Origin of the sequence: Pantoea dispersa, from assembly GCF_035783935.1 — a bacterium.
GTDB classification, from domain to species: Bacteria; Pseudomonadota; Gammaproteobacteria; order Enterobacterales; family Enterobacteriaceae; genus Pantoea; species Pantoea dispersa_C.
This window is the reverse complement of sequence record NZ_JALKOV010000009.1, coordinates 187371-205914: the sequence shown is the minus strand read 5'-3', so window position 1 is coordinate 205914 and position 18544 is coordinate 187371. Positions and strand designations below refer to the sequence as shown.

At 49.8% G+C, this 18544-nt stretch carries 20 protein-coding genes and 1 pseudogene; 13 read left to right on the top strand and 8 right to left on the bottom strand.

The features are described 5' to 3' along the window. Positions 1 to 36: 36 nt before the first annotated feature. Positions 37 to 303: a hypothetical protein gene (locus tag MXF20_RS17875; RefSeq protein ID WP_325970593.1), complete on the bottom strand. Its 267-nt coding sequence runs from the start codon at positions 301 to 303 to the stop codon at positions 37 to 39. A gap of 153 nt (positions 304 to 456) precedes the next feature. On the opposite strand from MXF20_RS17875, the gene MXF20_RS17870 reads away from it, so the two are divergent. Next, positions 457 to 729, top strand: coding sequence for a hypothetical protein (locus tag MXF20_RS17870; protein ID WP_325970592.1), 273 nt, complete (start codon positions 457 to 459; stop codon positions 727 to 729). A gap of 10 nt (positions 730 to 739) precedes the next feature. Here MXF20_RS17870 and MXF20_RS17865 read toward each other — a convergent pair whose 3' ends face one another. The 3 genes from MXF20_RS17865 to lpxP all read right to left on the bottom strand — a co-directional run bounded on the left by MXF20_RS17865 (position 740) and on the right by lpxP (position 3373). After that, positions 740 to 1135: a polyketide cyclase gene (locus MXF20_RS17865; RefSeq protein WP_325970591.1), complete on the bottom strand. Its 396-nt coding sequence runs from the start codon at positions 1133 to 1135 to the stop codon at positions 740 to 742. Between the two features lie 119 nt (positions 1136 to 1254). Next, entirely contained in the window at positions 1255 to 2400 is a 1146-nt protein-coding gene (locus tag MXF20_RS17860; RefSeq protein ID WP_325970590.1) for an alanine racemase, read from the bottom strand. Positions 2401 to 2449: 49 nt separating this feature from the next. Then, complete coding sequence (lpxP, locus tag MXF20_RS17855; protein WP_325970589.1) at positions 2450 to 3373, bottom strand: kdo(2)-lipid IV(A) palmitoleoyltransferase; 924 nt, start codon at positions 3371 to 3373, stop codon at positions 2450 to 2452. A 432-nt stretch (positions 3374 to 3805) separates the two neighbouring features. Between lpxP and MXF20_RS17850 the strand changes: the two genes are divergently transcribed. The 5 genes from MXF20_RS17850 (at position 3806) to MXF20_RS17830 (ending at position 7230) form a co-directional block, all read left to right on the top strand. Next, complete coding sequence (locus tag MXF20_RS17850) at positions 3806 to 4093, top strand: transcriptional regulator (RefSeq protein ID WP_325970588.1); 288 nt, start codon at positions 3806 to 3808, stop codon at positions 4091 to 4093. Beyond that, a complete protein-coding gene (locus tag MXF20_RS17845) occupies positions 4090 to 5385 on the top strand; it encodes a type II toxin-antitoxin system HipA family toxin (RefSeq protein ID WP_325970587.1) in 1296 nt (431 codons plus the stop codon). The genes MXF20_RS17850 and MXF20_RS17845 overlap by 4 nt, the downstream gene beginning before the upstream one ends. Positions 5386 to 5898: 513 nt before the next feature. Next, entirely contained in the window at positions 5899 to 6324 is a 426-nt protein-coding gene (locus tag MXF20_RS17840) for a hypothetical protein (protein WP_325970586.1), read from the top strand. 15 nt (positions 6325 to 6339) lie between these two features. Further along, positions 6340 to 6648 carry a helix-turn-helix transcriptional regulator gene (locus tag MXF20_RS17835; protein ID WP_325970585.1) on the top strand — a complete coding sequence of 103 codons (309 nt, stop codon included), beginning with the start codon at positions 6340 to 6342 and terminating at the stop codon, positions 6646 to 6648. Then, positions 6649 to 7230: an ImmA/IrrE family metallo-endopeptidase gene (locus MXF20_RS17830; RefSeq protein WP_325970584.1), complete on the top strand. Its 582-nt coding sequence runs from the start codon at positions 6649 to 6651 to the stop codon at positions 7228 to 7230. A 331-nt stretch (positions 7231 to 7561) separates the two neighbouring features. Here the strand turns inward: MXF20_RS17830 and dcd are convergent, their stop codons facing one another. From dcd to MXF20_RS17815, 3 genes are read right to left on the bottom strand one after another with little or no spacing between them, the layout of a single operon-like run. Then, the gene (gene dcd, locus MXF20_RS17825; RefSeq protein ID WP_325970583.1) at positions 7562 to 8191 is read right to left on the bottom strand and encodes a dCTP deaminase; all 630 of its coding nucleotides are present in this window, start codon (positions 8189 to 8191) and stop codon (positions 7562 to 7564) included. After that, positions 8175 to 9272, bottom strand: a complete 1098-nt coding sequence (locus tag MXF20_RS17820) for a hypothetical protein (protein WP_325970582.1) — start codon at positions 9270 to 9272, stop codon at positions 8175 to 8177. The genes dcd and MXF20_RS17820 overlap by 17 nt, the downstream gene beginning before the upstream one ends. Beyond that, on the bottom strand, positions 9272 to 9577 hold the full coding sequence (locus tag MXF20_RS17815; protein ID WP_325970581.1) for a hypothetical protein: 306 nt from the start codon (positions 9575 to 9577) through the stop codon (positions 9272 to 9274). The genes MXF20_RS17820 and MXF20_RS17815 overlap by 1 nt, the downstream gene beginning before the upstream one ends. Before the next feature lie 652 nt (positions 9578 to 10229). On the opposite strand from MXF20_RS17815, the pseudogene MXF20_RS17810 reads away from it, so the two are divergent. Further along, positions 10230 to 11349 (top strand): annotated as a pseudogene (locus tag MXF20_RS17810) (IS3 family transposase). A gap of 267 nt (positions 11350 to 11616) precedes the next feature. Here the strand turns inward: MXF20_RS17810 and MXF20_RS17805 are convergent. Beyond that, entirely contained in the window at positions 11617 to 12480 is an 864-nt protein-coding gene (locus MXF20_RS17805; protein WP_325970580.1) for a YicC/YloC family endoribonuclease, read from the bottom strand. Between the two features lie 567 nt (positions 12481 to 13047). Here MXF20_RS17805 and MXF20_RS17800 point away from each other — a divergent pair. The 6 genes from MXF20_RS17800 to MXF20_RS17775 all read left to right on the top strand — a co-directional run bounded on the left by MXF20_RS17800 (position 13048) and on the right by MXF20_RS17775 (position 18544). Further along, positions 13048 to 13572: a fimbrial protein gene (locus MXF20_RS17800; protein ID WP_325970579.1), complete on the top strand. Its 525-nt coding sequence runs from the start codon at positions 13048 to 13050 to the stop codon at positions 13570 to 13572. A gap of 65 nt (positions 13573 to 13637) precedes the next feature. Further along, positions 13638 to 14171 (top strand): fimbrial protein, encoded by a 534-nt coding sequence (locus MXF20_RS17795; RefSeq protein WP_418936860.1) that lies wholly within the window; start codon positions 13638 to 13640, stop codon positions 14169 to 14171. A gap of 110 nt (positions 14172 to 14281) precedes the next feature. Next, positions 14282 to 16747, top strand: a complete 2466-nt coding sequence (locus tag MXF20_RS17790) for an outer membrane usher protein (protein WP_418936861.1) — start codon at positions 14282 to 14284, stop codon at positions 16745 to 16747. 14 nt (positions 16748 to 16761) lie between these two features. Further along, positions 16762 to 17511, top strand: coding sequence for a fimbria/pilus periplasmic chaperone (locus tag MXF20_RS17785; RefSeq protein ID WP_325970577.1), 750 nt, complete (start codon positions 16762 to 16764; stop codon positions 17509 to 17511). Positions 17512 to 17514: 3 nt separating this feature from the next. Beyond that, positions 17515 to 18045, top strand: coding sequence for a fimbrial protein (locus MXF20_RS17780; protein ID WP_325970576.1), 531 nt, complete (start codon positions 17515 to 17517; stop codon positions 18043 to 18045). Positions 18046 to 18064: 19 nt separating this feature from the next. Then, a complete protein-coding gene (locus tag MXF20_RS17775) occupies positions 18065 to 18544 on the top strand; it encodes a fimbrial protein (protein ID WP_325970575.1) in 480 nt (159 codons plus the stop codon).

Genomic DNA, 18544 nt, shown 5'->3' with positions numbered 1-18544 from the left:
GTTTCACCCGGGCGGCGGCCCAGAGTCCAGGTCACATCAATGCAGCGCTTCCTGCCGCAGCCCTGAGATACCTTTCAGCGCCGGCCACGTCGCGATGCTGTTAATTAAGTGATGTTCTGATGATAAAGTAATGCCCCTGGCGCGTAATATTTTTTTTGTCTGCACGGTATCTCCTCCGGTAAGGAGGAAATCCGCGAGATCGTTATAAAATCCCTTTGCATTATTATATTCCCCGGCCAGCATCCTTCTGGCAATCTCAACAAATTCTTTTTCAGATAACAAAGGATAGGTTGAGCGATCCATGTTGTTCCCTGCTGTTGTTATTATTAAGTACTGCTGTGTGTGAGGGAGTTATACCGTGTTTTAATTAAATTAACACCATAAGAAAACTCCTATAAATCGACTGCAGGAATAAATGGTTTCAGAATATAGATGTGAATATATAAGTAATGGCTGATGCGATTTATTAGTCATTTTCTATCATTCATCGTGTGGCAAAGTTGCGCCAGCCTATGCGACGGAAAAAACAGTGATAAATCAGAAGCACTCAGCCATCGTCAGGCCGACGCCACCAGGAATTTTCCCGGTAGCGACGCTTTAGCCAGACTGGTGAATGATGAGAAAATGCGCGCTGTCGTGGGTGAAACAGTTAAACACTGCTGCGCGAAAAAAATGCCGTTTTTTTATCGATTACTTCCAGCGGAGGATAAAGTGCAGCTGGATGGATAATGCATTGATTCTAATGGGTTAACAGATGCAGGAGGCGCTCGAGGTCGCGCTTAACCCAGGCAACATCCTGCGCAAACTTCTCATCAGACATCAGCGGCTGGCGATAAATGACCATCACCACTTCTGCGCCCTGCTGATTGGCTATCACCCGCATCGGCATATAAATCTCTTTACCACTGCCGGTATCGATCCAGTGATCCATCACGCCAAACGGGTTATAGGGGGTAAAACGAATCTTCACCGTACCTTCCGGCCCTTTCGCTTTCCAGTACTGGCCTTCCTGCGTCAATGTGCTGCTGCTCAGGCCGCTGGCCCACTTCGCGAAACATTCAGGTTTCCAGATGGTTTCATAGAGATCTAACCAGTTGCGGGGAATGGTGAGCGTCACTGTCTGAGATGGCAGCATGGAACCTCCAGGGTGCAGGTAAACGGCAAATTAAACCTGAAACATCGCCTCACCTTAACTGAAGGTCACCGGGCTGCAAACGGCCCGGTGACGGAAGTGTGCGGCAACAGCGCTTTCTGTCAGATAAAGCGGCCGCGCCCTTCAATGTCATGCAGTTCGGCGCTGCCATCAGCCTGGCGCAGTACGAAGCGTTCGGATTGTGCCACTACCGCGCAGCTGTGGTTGGGGAAGATGCGCAGCAGGGCACCCACCGCAGGCGCACGTTCACCATAGGTTACAAAGCCGTGCTCTTCCGACAGCTTCTGCACTTCATACTGATGGCCATGCTCGTCAACCGCGATGCCGAAACCGCTGGCATTGGTGCCGTGCGGGCCTTTGTCCGAGCTCAGCATTTTGGATCCGGCATCAATGATGGCGTAATGCGGATTGACTGCCACCACGCGCGTCACGACCGTCAATGCCAGCGCATCCGCATCACATAAGCCCAGACGCCAGGCGGTGAGATCCAGCAGGGCATAATTACCGGGACGGATTTCATCGCTGCCGGCGGCTACCGGTGCCGCCAGCGCCGTGGGCGTGGAACCCACCGAGATCGGGCAGGGGACAAAGCCGGCATCCAGTAATCGCCGCTGTAAATCACGCATCAGCACCATTTCCTGCTGCGCCACTTCGGCTATCGCGGCGGCATGACCCGCAGCGTAGGCGTGACCGGCGTGCGAGATCAGTCCGGCGAAGGGCAAGCCGCTGGCAACAATCTGCTGCGCCAGCGTTAGCGCCATGTCGCTGTGCGGATCGACGCCAACGCGCTGCAGACCCACATCCACCTTGATGGCAATTGCCAGCGCGCAGTCAGGCTGGCGCTGATGGGCGTCAGCAATGGCAGCGACCCCAGCCGCGCAGTCCGCGATGCAGGTAATACGCGCCTGACGCTGTGCCGCCAGCTGCAGCAGTTCGGTCAGTGCGGCGGCGTGCACCACCGGATAAGCCAGCAGTACATCGCGTGCCCCGCCGTGCACAAACGCCACGCCTTCACTGGGTTTTGATACGGTGATACCGTGCGCGCCCAGCTGGCGCTGCTGCTCAGCGATCCAGACGCTTTTATGGGTTTTGATGTGGGGACGCAGCGCGACGCCGGCGGCATCGGCTTTCTGTTGCATCCGCTGCAGGTTACGCTGCAGGCGCGCAGCATCAATTTCAAGGTAGGGCGTAAGGCGGTCGGCGAGCAACGGTCGCTGCCAGCCTGCTGTAAGAGAGTGTTCCATCATGATAGTCCGCAGGTTTGTCTTGGTGCGGACTATCATCGACCAGCGGCGATCAGACGTAAAGTGACGCTTCGCCTGGCGGACGGGTTTTGAAGCGGCGATGCAGCCACAGGTATTGCTCAGGCGCGCGCAGAATTTCTTTTTCAATCACCCGGTTCATGTAGGCTGCAGCGGCCGCTTCGTCATCATGCGGATAGCCTTCCAGCTGCGGCTGAATGATCAGCTGATAGCCATCTTTGCGGGCATTGCGAATCAGCACGATGGTCAGCATTGCCGGTTTAGCCAGCCGCGACAGCACAAAGGTGCCGTTGGTGGTGGCGGCTTTCTCAACCGCGAACAGCGGCGCAAACACGCTGCCTTTCGGGCCGTAATCCTGATCCGGTGCGAACCAGACGGCTTCGCCCTGTTTCAGGGCCTGCACCATACCGCGCAGATCGCGTCGATCAATCATCGCTTTATTGGATCGCATGCGGCCTTTGGTCTGCGCCCATTCCATCGCCTGATTGTTGTGCGGACGATACATCGCCATCATCGGCTGACACAGCCCGGTAATGCGACCGCCCAGCTCCAGCGACATAAAGTGCACGCCAATCACCATTACGCCGCGCTGCTGGCTCTGCGCATGCTGAAGATTGGCGATGCCCTGCACCTGAAACAGCTGACGCACACGCGCATCGGACCAGAACCAGGCGATGCCGGTTTCCGCCAGCGCCATGCCCAGCGATTCAAAGTTGCCGGCAATCATCATCTCTTTCTCGCGTTCATTAATATGCGGGAAGCAGAGTTCGATGTTGCGTCGGGTGATGCGTTCGCGCCGCTTCAGGAAATGACGTGATAACCGACCCGCCGTGGCACCCAGCCGGATCAACATGGGATAGGGAAGCTGCACCAGCAGCCAGAGCACTGCCAGCCCGAACCAGGTAAACCAGTAGCGGGGATGCAAAAGTTTGGAACAGAACTGCCCGGTTTTCTTCATAGCGCCTTCATGTCTGGAGTGAATGTAACGCGCGAAGAAGTCGGTCCATGGTTCCCGGTGCGGTACAACTGTAGTTATTACGACCGGCACTTTAGCAAATAGTGCCGTATAAGTGATGTAAACTCTGCAATCTTCAGGATTCAGATGATTGATGGATCGTGCACTAAACAGTGCAGGAGTGAAATCGGATTGGGTTTAAACTGCAGAAAAACAATGGGTTGGTAACTTGCCTGGTCAGATTTATATGTCATTTTCGGTCAGTAACAGACACAGTTGTTCATCATTCAGGCAATAATCCTTACATTGCGAAAATTAAATATTGGTCTACTGCATCGACTGGCAGCCCGCTGCAAATGAATTTTAGATACAGTGATGTCCTTTTTGCGCTAAAAAAACTATAATGAGACACTATTGTATCTATATGGAGGCACTATGGCGCAGTTAAGCTTACTCTCGGGATACAGTGTGCAGCAAAATCTTGCTGAATACCTGCGGCAGCGCCGTAAAGCCGGCAAAATGTCACGCGATGACCTGGCCCAGCGCAGCACGGTTCCAGCCTCCACCATCAAAAAGTTTGAAACCACCGGTCAGATTTCTCTGCGTCAGTTGTTATTACTGTGGCAAAGCCTGGACGATTTATCGCGTATTCAGACCCTGCTTGAACCCCAAAGGCGGCTCACGCATTTACCTGCCACTATCGATGAGGTGCTGAAAGGATGAGTTTCTCCCCGGTTAACAGGCTGGAAGCATGGCGCACACTGAGTGATGGCCAGCAAATTCAGGTGGGTGTATTAGCGCAAAACCGGGCAGGGATTTTTTTCCAGTACCACACCGATTATCTCAGCACGTACGCCAATCTTTCCCCCTTCAAACTGGAATGGAACGCGTCCGTCCAGCCGGCTCCTCCTGAACCCCATGACGGCCTGCCTGGCACGTTTGCGGACTCATTGCCTGATGGCTGGGGGTTATTGCTAATGGATCGTGTGTTTCGTCAGCATGGCCTTTTTCCCGGGCAAATTACGGCACTTGACCGTTTGGCTTTTGTGGGTGACAGAGCGATGGGAGCGCTCAGTTATTTGCCTCACTCCAGCTATAAAGAGACGTACCACGAGGGCGAGCTTGAGCTGCACGAATTAGGCTTACAGGCGCAGGCGATATTTGATGGTCAAACGGATGATGTGCTCGGTGCATTGGTAGCAGCGGGCAGTTCAGGTGGTGCCAGACCCAAAGCGCAACTCTATTTTTCTGACGACGATTTTCTACATTGTCGGGCCATTGCCAGGCCCGGTGATGAAGCCTGGCTGGTGAAATTTACCTCCGGGCATCTCGCTCTGGGTCATGAAGAAGGCCTTTGTGAAGCGGCGTACCTGACGATGGCCGCCCGGGCAGGCCTAGCTGTGCCTGACTGGCAACTCTTGCCAGCCCCTGCCGCATCAGGGGCTCGCTATTGGCTGGGGCTTAAACGGTTTGATTGGGTTAGCGGGTCTGAATGGAATGGCAGGTTACATATGCACAGCGCATGCGGATTGCTGGGCGCAGATTTCCGACAGCCTTCTCTGGATTATGCCGATCTCATTCGGGCAAGTAGCGTGCTTTGCCAAAGTCCTTCCGCCGGGCAAATACAATTTCGTCGTGCGTTGTTTAATCTGTTTTCACTTAATCAGGATGATCACAGTAAAAACTGGTCATTCCTGCAGGACGATCAGGGTAATTGGTCTCTGGCCCCGTTTTACGATGTGACTTTCAGCCTGCATCCGTTTGGGGAACACGCCACCGCGTTTAACGGTTATGGCAAAAATCCCCCGTTAAAGGCGATACAGAAACTGGCTGCAGAAGCGAGTTTCGCTTCGTGGCACGAGGCGCGGCAGTGCATTGAAGAAATAGTCGATGCCATTGCCCATTTCCCGCAAGTGGCGAAACAGCTGGAGATAAAAGCCCCAACGATAAAATTAATTGAGCAGCAACTTAAAACCATGCGATCCAGCAACCAGGCGCTATACAAACCGGCGTAATGGCTGCTGTTAGCAAGGAAAGATAAAGCCCTGAGCAGGGCTGTACAGAGATAAGTGTTACTCGATGTTGAATCTGAATGTTGAAGTTTTAATTAACTAATTGATTTTTATGCTTTTTTATTTTAAGTTAAAAATATGTACACTCATAAGTACACGATACTTTGAAATTAGATTGTTGTTTTTAGATAGATTGTTAATTAGGTTAGTTAACAAGTCTGTTTTCTGCTGACTTTTCATATCTTGTTTGACAAATATGGATAAGTGCAAGTTTATAAGGGTGTACTTCACAATATAAGCGGTCCCCATCCTTAAAATAGAGGCCCATTAAGTATGAAATAACCATGGGAATTGAATCCATCTCTCACCTCGGATCGGCTCAAACGTCTCGCTTCCCTTATAAGAGATGTAAGGGATGACGTAATAAATCGGCATGATGAAGATCTTGGTGATCCAGCTCGTTCTACAAGGATGAGGGCATATGAATGTTCTCGTACAAGGATCATTTGTGCAGCTATGCGTCAGAGGGATTGGCCGTGGCTTGGTATTGTAAAAAAGGATGGGAAGTTCACTTTTTCAATTGAGTCAGTCCCTATACGTTTTATACGTTTGTATCGAGGAAAGCCTAGTAGCCCGGAGGAGCGGCGATTAATCCCTTCTATCGAAGCCTTGAGTCAAATGTCTTTGCTTGAACCAGAGATCGGTAATGTAGCAAGTGACCTTTGGTTTTTTGCTATCGAAGTTGATGAATTCAGGTATGTGGAGCGTGTTACATTCTCTGGATTCCTTGATGGGACGCAGGTTTCTTGTTGGGAGATACCACTTGATGAGCGTGTTGCTGCTATTAGTTTATTTGAAGCAGATCTTCCGGAACCTATTAAAATTGAGAAAGCATCTGTCTTTCTTAAAAAGAAAGTCAAAAAAGCAGAGAACGATGGATAAAATAGTTTATAAATTATGGCACTAAAATTTTATGGGGAAAGACTTCGTCTAGCCCGCCTAATAAAGGGTGTTACGCTTCAAAAGATTGGAGATGCTGTCGCTGTAACTCGTCAGAGCATACATCAATATGAAAGTGACGTTCGGGCTCCAGCTACGGACGTTCTTAATGCGCTAGCAGAGTATCTTGAAGTTTCTCCTGGCTTCTTTAGCGTGCCTCTTTCAGGAGAGGTTAAGCCGGAACAATGTCATTTTCGTAAAAGACTCACGACTCCAGCAGGAGTGAAGGACAGAGTACAGGCGTATAGTACAATACTTGAGCAGTAGGTGGTGGAGTTACATGAACATTTGGATTTACCGGGGAATAAATTTGATTCAAGAAATAACAGCGAGATTCCAGAGTTAACTCCGCCCATTATTGAGAAAATTGCCGAAGTTGCTCGTCTTCGTTGGGGCTTAACGTCGGATGCTCCAATAGATAACATGATAAATGTCTTGGAAAATCAGGGAGCGATAGTCACTTGTTTTGATGGTGTATTTGATAAAGTAGATGCATTATCAGTTAGTAGAAAATTTCCTATTATGATACGTAATAAAGCCAGGGAAAGTGCTTGCCGAATGCGATTTGATCTGGTGCATGAGTGTGGTCATCTCATTATGCATGACGGTATCGAAACTGGGTGTACAAAAACAGTGAGAGAGGCTGATATATTTGCTAGCGCTTTCTTGTTTCCACGAGAATCTTTCGCGAAAGAATTTCCGACCTGTTTAAGCAAAGTAGGGAGCATTGATTGGAAAAAAATTTATGAATTAATGTTACGTTGGAAGGTAAGTGCTAAAGCGATAATTTTTAGAGTAAACTTTCTAGGATTCATAAATGCTCAACAATACAGGAATGCAAATGTTTAGTTTAGCCAAATCAGACAAAGTAGACAAGAGCGACTTGATGAAATAATATCTCTTGAAGAACCGCATATTCTTGAAGAGGGAATATATGTTCTCAAGGAAAAATTAGGAGTATCATTTGATGATGTTAGCTGACTAAATAAAAATTAGCCCCGAATTATTATCTAAGATTTCAGGTTTAACTTATTCATACAGAGAGAATAAGAATCTGGATGATGTGATAGTGCCATTCAGATTTTGAAAAAATTAACTAGAATTTTTAAATGCCAACAGTAACTTAAATTGTTGCTCTAAGTTACTGTTTTTTAATGCTTTTAAATATGGTGGTTCTTCTTCATTGAGTTTCGTCATAACCTCTGCTTCTATTTAGTATAACTAGTTCAGAATCTTTTTCTGCGGCAGATATTGTAGGTCTAACGTTACCGAAGTATTTACGTTGTTCCTCTTGATCAAGATAATTACCCTCACCTTCATTACGAAATATTCTGATTTGACAGATTCTTGAGCCAACTATAAGTTCTAATGGAGTATTACCATGATTAAACAACTCAAGTGAAATACAACCTCTGTATCCAGGTTGGATCATTGTATTTAATGAAAGTCCAAGACGGGTATAGCTGCTTCTGGACAAAACATCTGCATAGCAATCTGGAGGGAAACTTACATATTCAAGTGTGGTCGCTAAAACTACTTGATTAGGATAGACAATGAATCTGTCTCCAATGTCTCTTCGAGTCTCTTGAAAAAACGTTCTAATAGGCTGATGCACTTCATGGCTTTTCGAGGGAAACAATTCTATAGATGGTTTTCTTGTCATGATTGAAACCAAAAAATCATAGCCAAGGCGTAGATCAATTGTAAAATTACCTATTTGGTTTCGGTTTAATAACGGATTGATATATAGTGATTTTGGATCATCAGATTCGTAAGACTCGAGTAATTCAGTTTTATTTAGCAGATGCATATATGTCCCACTTTTCAATCACCATCACATTTCTAATCGACTTTTCTACTAAATCATTTATAGTCTTTTCAATTGTCTCTTTACTCAATCCTGCCCAAACTCCGGTTGGGTTATCCCAAATATTACATAGGTAATGCCAACTAGTATCTATAAAGGAATGCATTTCTTTTTTGTCAGAAATTTCGAAAGGTCTGACATTATCAAATGCGATACTTACGTCTTTTTGGGTTAAGGGCAATGACAAATTTGAACATAACAACTTATTATCTTTATGTAGTGCTTCAATTACCGCATTAAACATATCAACAACTGGATTTTTAGTCTGAGATAAAAAATCCTCGACTATTTTTATTCTATTTTGTGTTGATGGATGGGTAAAACTTGAAGACGCACCACCTGCTAATTTTTTAAGCAAGTCGATGCCGCTGCTTCCTACAAATTGCGAACTAAAGAGATCAGCAAAATATTCTCGGCAATGATTTAACCAAGTATCACTGTCGCTATCATTCCATTTTGCCTTTCCATCTGGAATAGGTAATATACCGTTATTTGTTTGTCTAAAATAGAATGAAGATATTTCAGAAATCCCTCTGCTTATATCAACGTAATGTCCTAGTTCATGATATAGAGGAGTCGAAAATAATGGCCTGCGACGATAAATTTCTGGTAAGGAAATTTGAATTAATTCAGCATCAAAAGAGATATTTAAGGTTTTTTCAAAGAATTCATAAAACTCTTTATTTATAGGTTTGAAGTAAAAACCCATAATGTCTGGCGAAAGAGCTGTAGTGATCAGGGTCTTATCGCTAATCCACTGCTGACATGCCTCATTGAGGCAATAAACTATCTCATATGGTATTTTTTTTGTGGTGCTGCTATTAAAGAAATTAACCGCATTTGTAATGAATTGAGTACACATTACAATTGTTTGTTCATCTATTGATGCATGATCATCACATAATTTATCTGCAACACTGTTTAATTGAACCAGATATTTATGTAAATCTTGTGAAAAATAGGGAGATTCAGAAATCTCCCTCAACTTGTTACGCACTAGCGTTAACTGAGTGTAAGCCAGCATTAGATATGCTCTAAAACATGTTTAGCAAGGTTGGGCTCAAGCATATCTTCACTCGTTACAACAGTCAGCACTTCTGCAAGGGCGTGAGTATGCTGCATTTCAACAGCTAGCGAGATTGATTCCCTGAAAGTAGGAATATGTAAAGATTGCTCACGAGCGCTGTTTAAAGACGATGCTTCTCTAATTACTTGGTAAACCCTTGATTTTAAAGCGCTTGATACTTCTTGGTTTGATGCAATCAATTGAAGAACCATTCTCATCAATTTGAGTGAATCAGTTGCATGTTGAGGAATTGCATAAAGCATATGGCCCCCTTATCATCTCTTTGAAGCATCCTTCTCATACGCTCGTTTATGCTCAAACAGAGAAAGTGCTGTTCGTTTAACAAACACAATATGTAGTGTCAAAGCATCAATGAATCACTACATATGGTAAAATATCGCTAGATAAAGACACAAAAGCTCTGTTTTTCAGAGCTTTTGTGTCTTTATCCTTTTACTCCCTTAAGGGCAAGTGTATGTCAAGCTGAACTTTCATTCAAGCGACCATTGCCGAAATATAAAACTGCTTGATGGTAATCAAAAACAACTAGTACGGTATAACCTGTTTTTCGCAAAAATCTATGGTCCTTGCAAATTTGCAGATAAACAGCGATGTATGGATATCGACTTAGTTTTTGAACGAGTGTAAAAAATTATATCTAAGAGTATTACCTAATTGTAACACGCACTGATGCCATTCACGCCATATTGCATTTATTGAATAGATTAACAATATAATTTTTAATTATGCGGTTATATTTCCTGGGTAATGTATTGGTGCCTGTTCCTTTTAATATTTTATTTTTTATCGTAGCTATGCTACTCTCGCTTTTTTCTAATTTTATTGACCTGCTCCCCGTTGATTAACACACCGCGATGTTAGTAATGTCTTCATAAGCCACATGAGGACATCTCCATGAAGAAGCGTTTTTCCGACGAACAGATCATCAGTATCCTCCGTGAAGCTGAAGCCGGGATTTCTGCCCGTGAGCTCTGCCGTAAGCACGCCATTTCCAACGCACCTTTTATACCTGGCGTAAAAAGTATGGTGGTATGGAGGTGTCCGAGGTTAAGCGCCTGAAGTCGCTTGAGGAAGAGAACGCCAGACTCAGGAAGCTGCTTGCCGAAGCCATGCTGGACAGGGAGGCACTTCAGGTGGCTCTGGTGCGAAAGTACTGACGACAGACCAGAAGCGGGAAGCCGTTGAGTTTATGTGTGATGCGACCGGTCTGTCGCAACGTCGTGCCTGCAGGCTAACAGGTTTGTCCCTGTCGACCTGCCGCTATGAGGCTCAGCGTCCGGCGGCTGATGCGCATTTATCAAGGCGCATAACAGAACTGGCGCTCGAACGAAGGCGTTTTGGGTACCGGCGCATCTGGCAGTTATTGCGTCGGGAGGGTCTTCACGTCAACCACAAGCGGGTATACCGCATTTACCACCTTAACGGCCTGAGCGTGAAGCGCAGGCGACGTCGTAAGGGGCTGGCGACTGAGCGGCTTCCGCTTCTTCGCCCAGATGCGCCGAACCTGACATGGTCGATGGATTTTGTCATGGATGCACTTGCCAGCGGTCGTCGAATTAAGTGCCTGACTTGTGTGGATGATTTCACGAAGGAGTGTCTGACGATCACCGTTGCTTTCGGTATTTCAGGGGTTCAGGTCACGCGTATTCTGGACAGCATCGCGCTCTTTCGAGGCTATCCGGCGACAATAAGAACTGATCATGGCCCGGAGTTTACCTGCCGCGCACTCGATCAATGGGCCTTTAAGCATGGTGTGGAGTTGCGACTTATTCTGCCAGGTAAGCCAACGCAGAACGGATTTGTTGAGAGTTTCAACGGTCGCTTTCGGGATGAATGCCTGAGTGAACACTGGTTCAGCGATATTTTTCATGCCCGGAAAATCATTAATGGCTGGCGGCAGGACTATAACGAGTCCAGACCTCATTCATCGCTGAAATACCAGACGCCGGCTGAATTTGCAGCAAGCTGGAGAAATGGAAAATTAGAAGGTAAACAAACCGACATTACTAACTAAGAGTTGTATCTAATACTGGGGTAGGTCATCAGCTCTAATCCATGCCTTGATTTGTATGTCTATCATTTTTGTCATGTATGACTCTGCTTATGTGCTGTGTGTACATAATTATGATGCCATAAAAGTCATTATGTACATAGATAAGTACACGCTAAACATGCGCTGTAGTGATACCTGATGAGACAATGTGATAAAAAATAGCCCGGTAATTCGGGCTATTAGAGGTGAGGTTAGCTTAGATGAGACAAAGTGAGATCGCCTGAGATATTACTCAATGTTCTGGATCTGCTCGCGCATCTGCTCGATCAACACCTTAAGCTCAATCGCTGAGGCGGTGATGTCCGCATTGATCGATTTCGATGCCAGCGTGTTCGACTCACGGTTGAACTCCTGCATCATAAAGTCGAGGCGGCGGCCGACGGCTTCTTTCTTCTTCAGAATGTTGTAAGTCTCTTTCACGTGCGCATCGAGGCGATCCAGCTCTTCGGCTACATCAATACGCTGGGCCATCATCACCAGTTCCTGCTCAAGGCGATTGTTCTCCAGCTGAACCTCGGCTTCTTCCAGCTTGCTCACCAGACGCTCGCGCTGCCATTTCAGCACTTCCGGCATCTGTGCACGTACTTTGCTGACCTGCTCGGTCACGCCCTGCAGCCGTTGTTCGATGAGCGCTTTCAGCGCGTTGCCTTCACTTTCACGCGCAATGATGAAATCGTCCAGCGCGCCATCCAGCGCCGCCAGCAGTTCAGCATTAATGGCGTCCAGATCCTGCTCCTGCGCAGTCATCACACCGGGCCAGCGCAGGATATCCAGTGGATTAATCGCGCCTTCATCACTCTGCATCTTCACCCAGTTTGCCGCCTGCACCAGCTGTTTGGCCAGTGACTCATTCAGCTGCAGCTCGCCCTGGGCGCTGGCATCGGCGTCGAATCGCAGGTTGCACTCGATTTTGCCGCGCGTCAGACGGTTGCGGATGCGTTCGCGGACCACCGGCTCCAGGCTGCGAAACTGCTCCGGCAGACGGATATAGGTTTCGAGATAACGCTGGTTCACGGAACGCAGTTCCCAGGCGGCGCTGCCCCAGCTGCCTTTGGCGTCACGGCGGGCGTATGCGGTCATACTGCGGATCATAAGCTTGTACTCATTCAGGAAATGTTCTTCGAATTATAGCGAGGGTGGTCCTGGCATGATAGGCGTAAGCGCACAGCATGACGCAAAGACGGTGGATTACCTTTTTTATTGTTATTTACCGATGCTGGCAGGCAATAAAAATATCAATGTTGTGAATGCAGAGATAAATAATGTTTTAATCTGGCGAAAAAATAGCTACTGCGTGAAATGAGCTGCGGTAATTATCGCCAGCTTGTGAATGAACCTTCTTTTTCCCTTGATTAAAATCATCAAAACGCCACCATAAAACTGTGAATTTTGTTAATACATTGTTTTTATTGATTTTAATAACCATTAAAACACAAAGGATTTGTGAGTATTGTTTTTGATCATATATAACGAAAATACCGTTGCGCAGGTCGAAATTGATCTCTATCGTTGGCCCCACTTGAGGACGACAACCACAAAAATGATGTGGGCGGCCATCAGGAAAAATATAAGTAATTAAATTTTTCTATACACAGCAAATTGAATAAGACCGACGCAGAACGCGCTACTTGTTTTATTCACCTAAATGGAAATCAGCAAATGAACATGAACAAAATCGTTGTGGCTTTAGGTCTGTCTATGTCTCTGGTAGCGGGTTCTGCGATGGCAGCAGGTGAAGGTAACGGTACTGTGACGTTTAAAGGTGCGATTGTTGATGCGCCATGCTCCATCGAGCCGGGTTCAATCGACCAGACGGTTGAGCTGGGTCAGATTTCCAACGTGGCGCTGAAAGATGGTGGCCGTTCTACGCCGCGTCCATTCCAGATCAAGCTGGAGAACTGCGATGCCGCAACTAAAAAAGAAGTGACGGTAACTTTCTCTGGTACTGGTTCTCAGGCTGTTCCAGGCAAGCTCGCAATTAGCGGGACCGCATCAGGCGCGGCAATTGGTATCAATTTCGGCGACAGCGAAATTGAACTGGGTACCGCTACGCCAGCACAACAACTGATGGATGGTAACAACCAGCTCTCCTTCGCAGCCTTCCTGCAGGGTGGCGGTGCCTCGAGCACCATCGTCCCGGGCGAATTCCAGAGCGTGGCTGACTTCGCACTGAACTATCAGTAATGGTCAGAGACTGGCGGGCTTCGTGGTCCGCCACTCTATCTTTTCGCTTAAGGAACTGCGGCGATGTGTCGTTTATGCCTGCGGCGATAGTTTCGGCATCGGTGCTTTTCATCAATGACTGCCGCGCCGAGCAGCTGATCGACCGCGGCCGCGTTGCATTACGCGGCGCCATTCACCAGGGTGCCTGCGCCATTAAGGTCGATGATGCTGAACAAACCATTGCGATGGGGGTGTTGCCGCTGGCGCGCCTGCAGCGTGACGGTAAAGGGCCAGGTTTTCCCTTCTCTATCCAGCTGGTGAATTGTCCAGTGGAGTACAGCGCATCGGGAGGCGTGGCACGCACCTTTTCTATCACCTTTGACCATGATGGTCCGCCGGGTCAGCAGCGTTTTGCTGTGTATGGCGATGCCAAAGGGGTAGAGCTGATGATCACGGATACGCAGGGCAACACCATTGCTCCCGGTGAGGCGCAGCCGATCGATCAACATCTGACGCAGCAGCATGATCTGCGTTATCGGCTCACGCTGGTCAGTAACCAGCAGCAACTGCATAGCGGGAGTTACGCCGCCGCGATTCGTTTTCATATTAATTACAACTGATCTTTCACGGTTTACGGACACCGCTTGCCATGAAAAAGGCTTCATTAACTGCGTCAGCCTCATGCGCACGCAGGCAGCGTACCAGGCTGACGCCGCTCAGCGTGGCGTTAATGTTAGCCCTCGGCTACAGTGATCCGCTCTTCGCCGCCGGTGCGGTGTCATTCAACACCGACATTCTTGATCTCAACGATCGGCAAAACATCGATCTGTCACAGTTTGCCCAGGCGGGTTACATCATGCCGGGCGAATACATGATGGAGTTGCGCGTCAACCAGACGCAGATTCCGGAAATGCTGGTGCGCTACTACGCGCCCGAAAATGCACCCAATGAAAGCCTGCCCTGCCTGACTCCGGAAATGGTGGATAAACTGGCGCTGAAACCGGAAGTCCTGAAAAACGTGTCGTGGCTGCAGGATGGCCAGTGTCTGGCGGTGGATTCCATCTCCGGCATGCAGGTACGCGGCAATCTGGGTGAATCACGGCTCAACATCACCATTCCACAGGCATGGCTGGAGTACAGCGCCGCCAACTGGGAACCGCCGTCGCGCTGGGATAACGGCGTTCCTGGCCTGTTAATGGATTACAACCTGTTTGCTTCCACCACGCGCGCGCAATACGGCGCTAACAGCCAGAGTGTGAGCGGCAACGGCACCGGTGGTGTTAACGCTGGTGCCTGGCGCCTGCGTGCGGACTGGCAAATGCAGCAAAATCGCGGTGATGGCAGCCACCGTCAGGAATTCACCTGGACACGTTTTTACGCCTATCGGCCGCTGCCCGCTATTCAGGCTAAAGCCACGCTGGGAGAGAACTATCTCGACTCCGGCATGTTTGACAGCTTTCGCTATCTTGGCGCAGCGATCACCAGCGATGACAACATGCTGCCGCCTAATCTGCGTGGCTATGCCCCGGAAGTGACCGGCATCGCCAAAACCAACGCGAAAGTCACTATCAGCCAGCAGGGGCGGGTGATTTATGAGTCGCAGGTGGCAGCAGGTCCCTTTCGTATTCAGGATCTTAACGATGCTGTCTCCGGCCAGCTTGACGTGCGCGTCGAGGAGCAGGACGGCAGCGTACAGACCTTCAGCGTCGATACCGCCACCATCCCTTATCTGACCCGTCCGGGACGCGTGCGTTATAAATTCGCCAGCGGCAAACCCGGCAGAGAAGAGCACAAAACGCAGGGGCCCACGTTTGCTACCGGCGAGTTCTCCTGGGGGATCAGCAACGGCTGGTCGATGTACGGCGGCGGGCTGGCCGCTGGCAATTACAAAGCGTTATCGATGGGGCTGGGACGCGATCTGCTGTTGCTGGGCGCCATTTCGTTTGATGCCACTCAGTCACAGGCCGGCTTGCCGCAGCAGGGCAGCAAAAGCGGCGGCTCTTATCGCCTGAGCTATTCCAAACGCTTTGAAGAACTTGATGGTCAGGTAACGTTTGCCGGTTACCGTTTTTCGCAGCGCAACTTCATGAGTCTGCCGCAGTATCTCGACGCGCGTTATCGCAACCAGCAGGTTTCCAACAGTAAAGAGCTCTACACCATTACGCTCAACAAGCACTTTCGCAGCCTGAACCTGAGTAGCTACCTCAGCTACAGCCATCAGACCTATTGGGATCGCGACCCGCTGGATCGCTGGAGCTTTTCCACCTCGCGCTACTTTGATGTCGGTCGGTTTAAGAATCTGAGTTTAAGTCTGTCGCTAAACCGGACGCAATATAACGGCAAAAATGATGACAGCGTTTACCTCAATTTCAGTATGCCGATTGGCGGTGACAGCAGCCTGAGTTACAGCCAGCAAACCAGCGGTAAGCAGACCACTCATTCGGCCAGTTTTTATGACCGGCTGGACAATAACAGCAGTTACAGCCTGAGCGCGGGCCTCAACAGCGATCGTCGTCAGTCGTTCAGTGGGTTTTACAGTCATCAGGGCAGCCTGACCAGCATGACGGCCAGCGCCAGCGCGCAGCAGGGACAGTACCGCAGCGCCAGTCTGTCACTGCAGGGCGGTTTAACGCTCACGCCGCAGGGCGCGGCGCTGCACCGGCTGGGTATGCCTGGCAGCACGCGCCTGATGGTCGATACCGACGGCGTGTCCGGCGTGCCGGTCAACGGTGGTGGCAGTAATACGTACACTAATTTCTTTGGCAAAGCGGTGATTTCGGATGTGAACAGCTACTACCGCAACACCGCCAGTATTGATGTCACCGGACTGGCTGACAACGTGGAAGCTTCACGCCCGGTGACCCAGATCACCCTGACCGAAGGCGCCATCGGTTACCGGCGTTTTGGTGTGATTAAAGGGATCAAAGCGATGGCCGCCATCCGGCTGGAAGATGGCAGCTGGCCGCCCTTCGGTACCAGCGTCCAGAGTAACGGGCGTGAAGTCGGCATCCTGGATGATGACGGCCTGGTGTGGCTGAGCGGCATTGAGGCCGGTGCCAGCATGGATGTGCGCTGGAACGGCGAAACCCAGTGTCAGCTGGCATTGCCCGATCCTTTGCCGCAGCAGTTGCTCGATGAAGGTCAGAACTTGTTATTACTTTGCACGCGCCGCGCCGCGCCTGCTTCTTCAACGTAAGGAAAGAGTTAATCATGCTGGTAAAAACGCTGAGCGGCGCTTTGCTGCTCTCCACGCTGACGCTATCGCTGCAGGCTCACGCGGCGATTGCGCTTGATCGCACCCGGGTCATTTTTAACGGTAACGAAAAAAATGTCTCACTGAATATCAGTAATGAAAACAAGCAGCTGCCTTATCTGGCGCAGGGCTGGATTGAAGACAGCAGCGGTAAAAAAATTACGTCACCGCTGGTGCTGCTGCCGCCGGTGCAGCGCGTCGAGCCGGGCGAGCGCAGCGTGGTGAAAGTGCAGTCGCTGCCAGCCATCAAGTCTCTGCCACAGGATCGTGAATCGGTGTTCTATTTCAGCATGCGTGAAATTCCGCCGCGCAGTGATAAGAGCAACGTGCTGCAAATCGCGCTGCAGACGCGTATCAAGCTGTTCTATCGTCCGGAAGCGATCGTAGTGAGCAATCCATCGGTGGTGACACCGTGGCAGGAAAAACTGACGCTGACCCGTCAGGGCGCACGCTACCAGCTCAATAATCCCACGCCTTATTTCATTACGCTGGTGGATGCACAGCCGGCAAAAGGTCAGTCGCTGAAGAAAAACTTTGAACCGGTCATGGTCGCGCCAAAATCCAGTATCGATCTGGGCGTGAACGCAGCAGAACTGGGCAGCGCGCCGCTGTTAACTTACATCAACGACTACGGTGGCCGGCCAACGCTGGCGCTGAAGTGTGCCGGCGACAGCTGCAGCGTGGTCAGTAACAAGGTGGAGCAGTAAGCGATGCGTGTCATGTTGCTGGTGCTGGCGCTGTTGAGCCTGACTCTGCAGGCAGCAACTAACGGTGTGGTGCATGTGTACGGTGCGCTGCAGGAGAGTCCATGCTGGCTTGACGTCGCTAACAATGATCAGGCGGCTGGCCTCGATACCACCTCAACCTCTGCGCTGCAACAGGTCGGCGAGCAGGTAATGAAGCAGGCGCTAACGCTGCATTTGCAGGACTGTCCGTACAGTATCCGCGATGTCGCCGATCCGCTATGGCTGCAACATGTGCCTTCCATCAGCATCGACTTTTTGGCGCAGCCCAGTCTGGCCGATCCGCAGCTGATTCGCGTACAGGGCTCTGACGGCGTGGGCCTGCAATTGTTTGATGAGAACCATCAGCCGCTGCCGCCCACCTTTCGCAATCTGCGCGTGCCGCTCAGCGCCGGTAGCAATGTGCTGAGCTGGCTGACGGTAGAGGAACGCACCGCGCTGCCGCTGCAGCCCGGTGCCTGGTCAGCCAGCGGTCAGTTACAGGTGAACTATGACTGAGCATCGACTTGTTTCATTAATGAAACATTACAGCAGGCTGCTGACCAGTAGCCTGCTGCTGTGCATCTGCTGGCCGCTCCATGCGGTGGAGCTGCGCCTGCACGGCACGCTGATCGAGAATCCACCCTGCACGCTGAATGACAACCAGAGCCTGATGATTGAGTTCGGTGATGCGCTGAGCGTAAAAAAGATCGATGGCGTCAACTATTTGCAGCGTAAAGCGATACCGGTTAAGTGCACCGAGGATCCGGGTGCGGCACTGCAGGTGCGTCTGACCGGTACCGCTTCGGGTTTCGACAGCAGCGCGCTACTCAGCAGCGTGAGTGCGCTGGGTATTCGCTTTTATCTGGCGAGTAAACCGCTGGCGGTAAACAGCACCTTGCCGATTGTTTTCCCCGGCACGCTCGATCTCGGCGCAGTGCCGGTACAGCAGCCGGGCGTGACGCTGGAGGGTGGAGACTTCACCGCCAGTGCGGCGCTGCTGCTGGAATATCAGTAA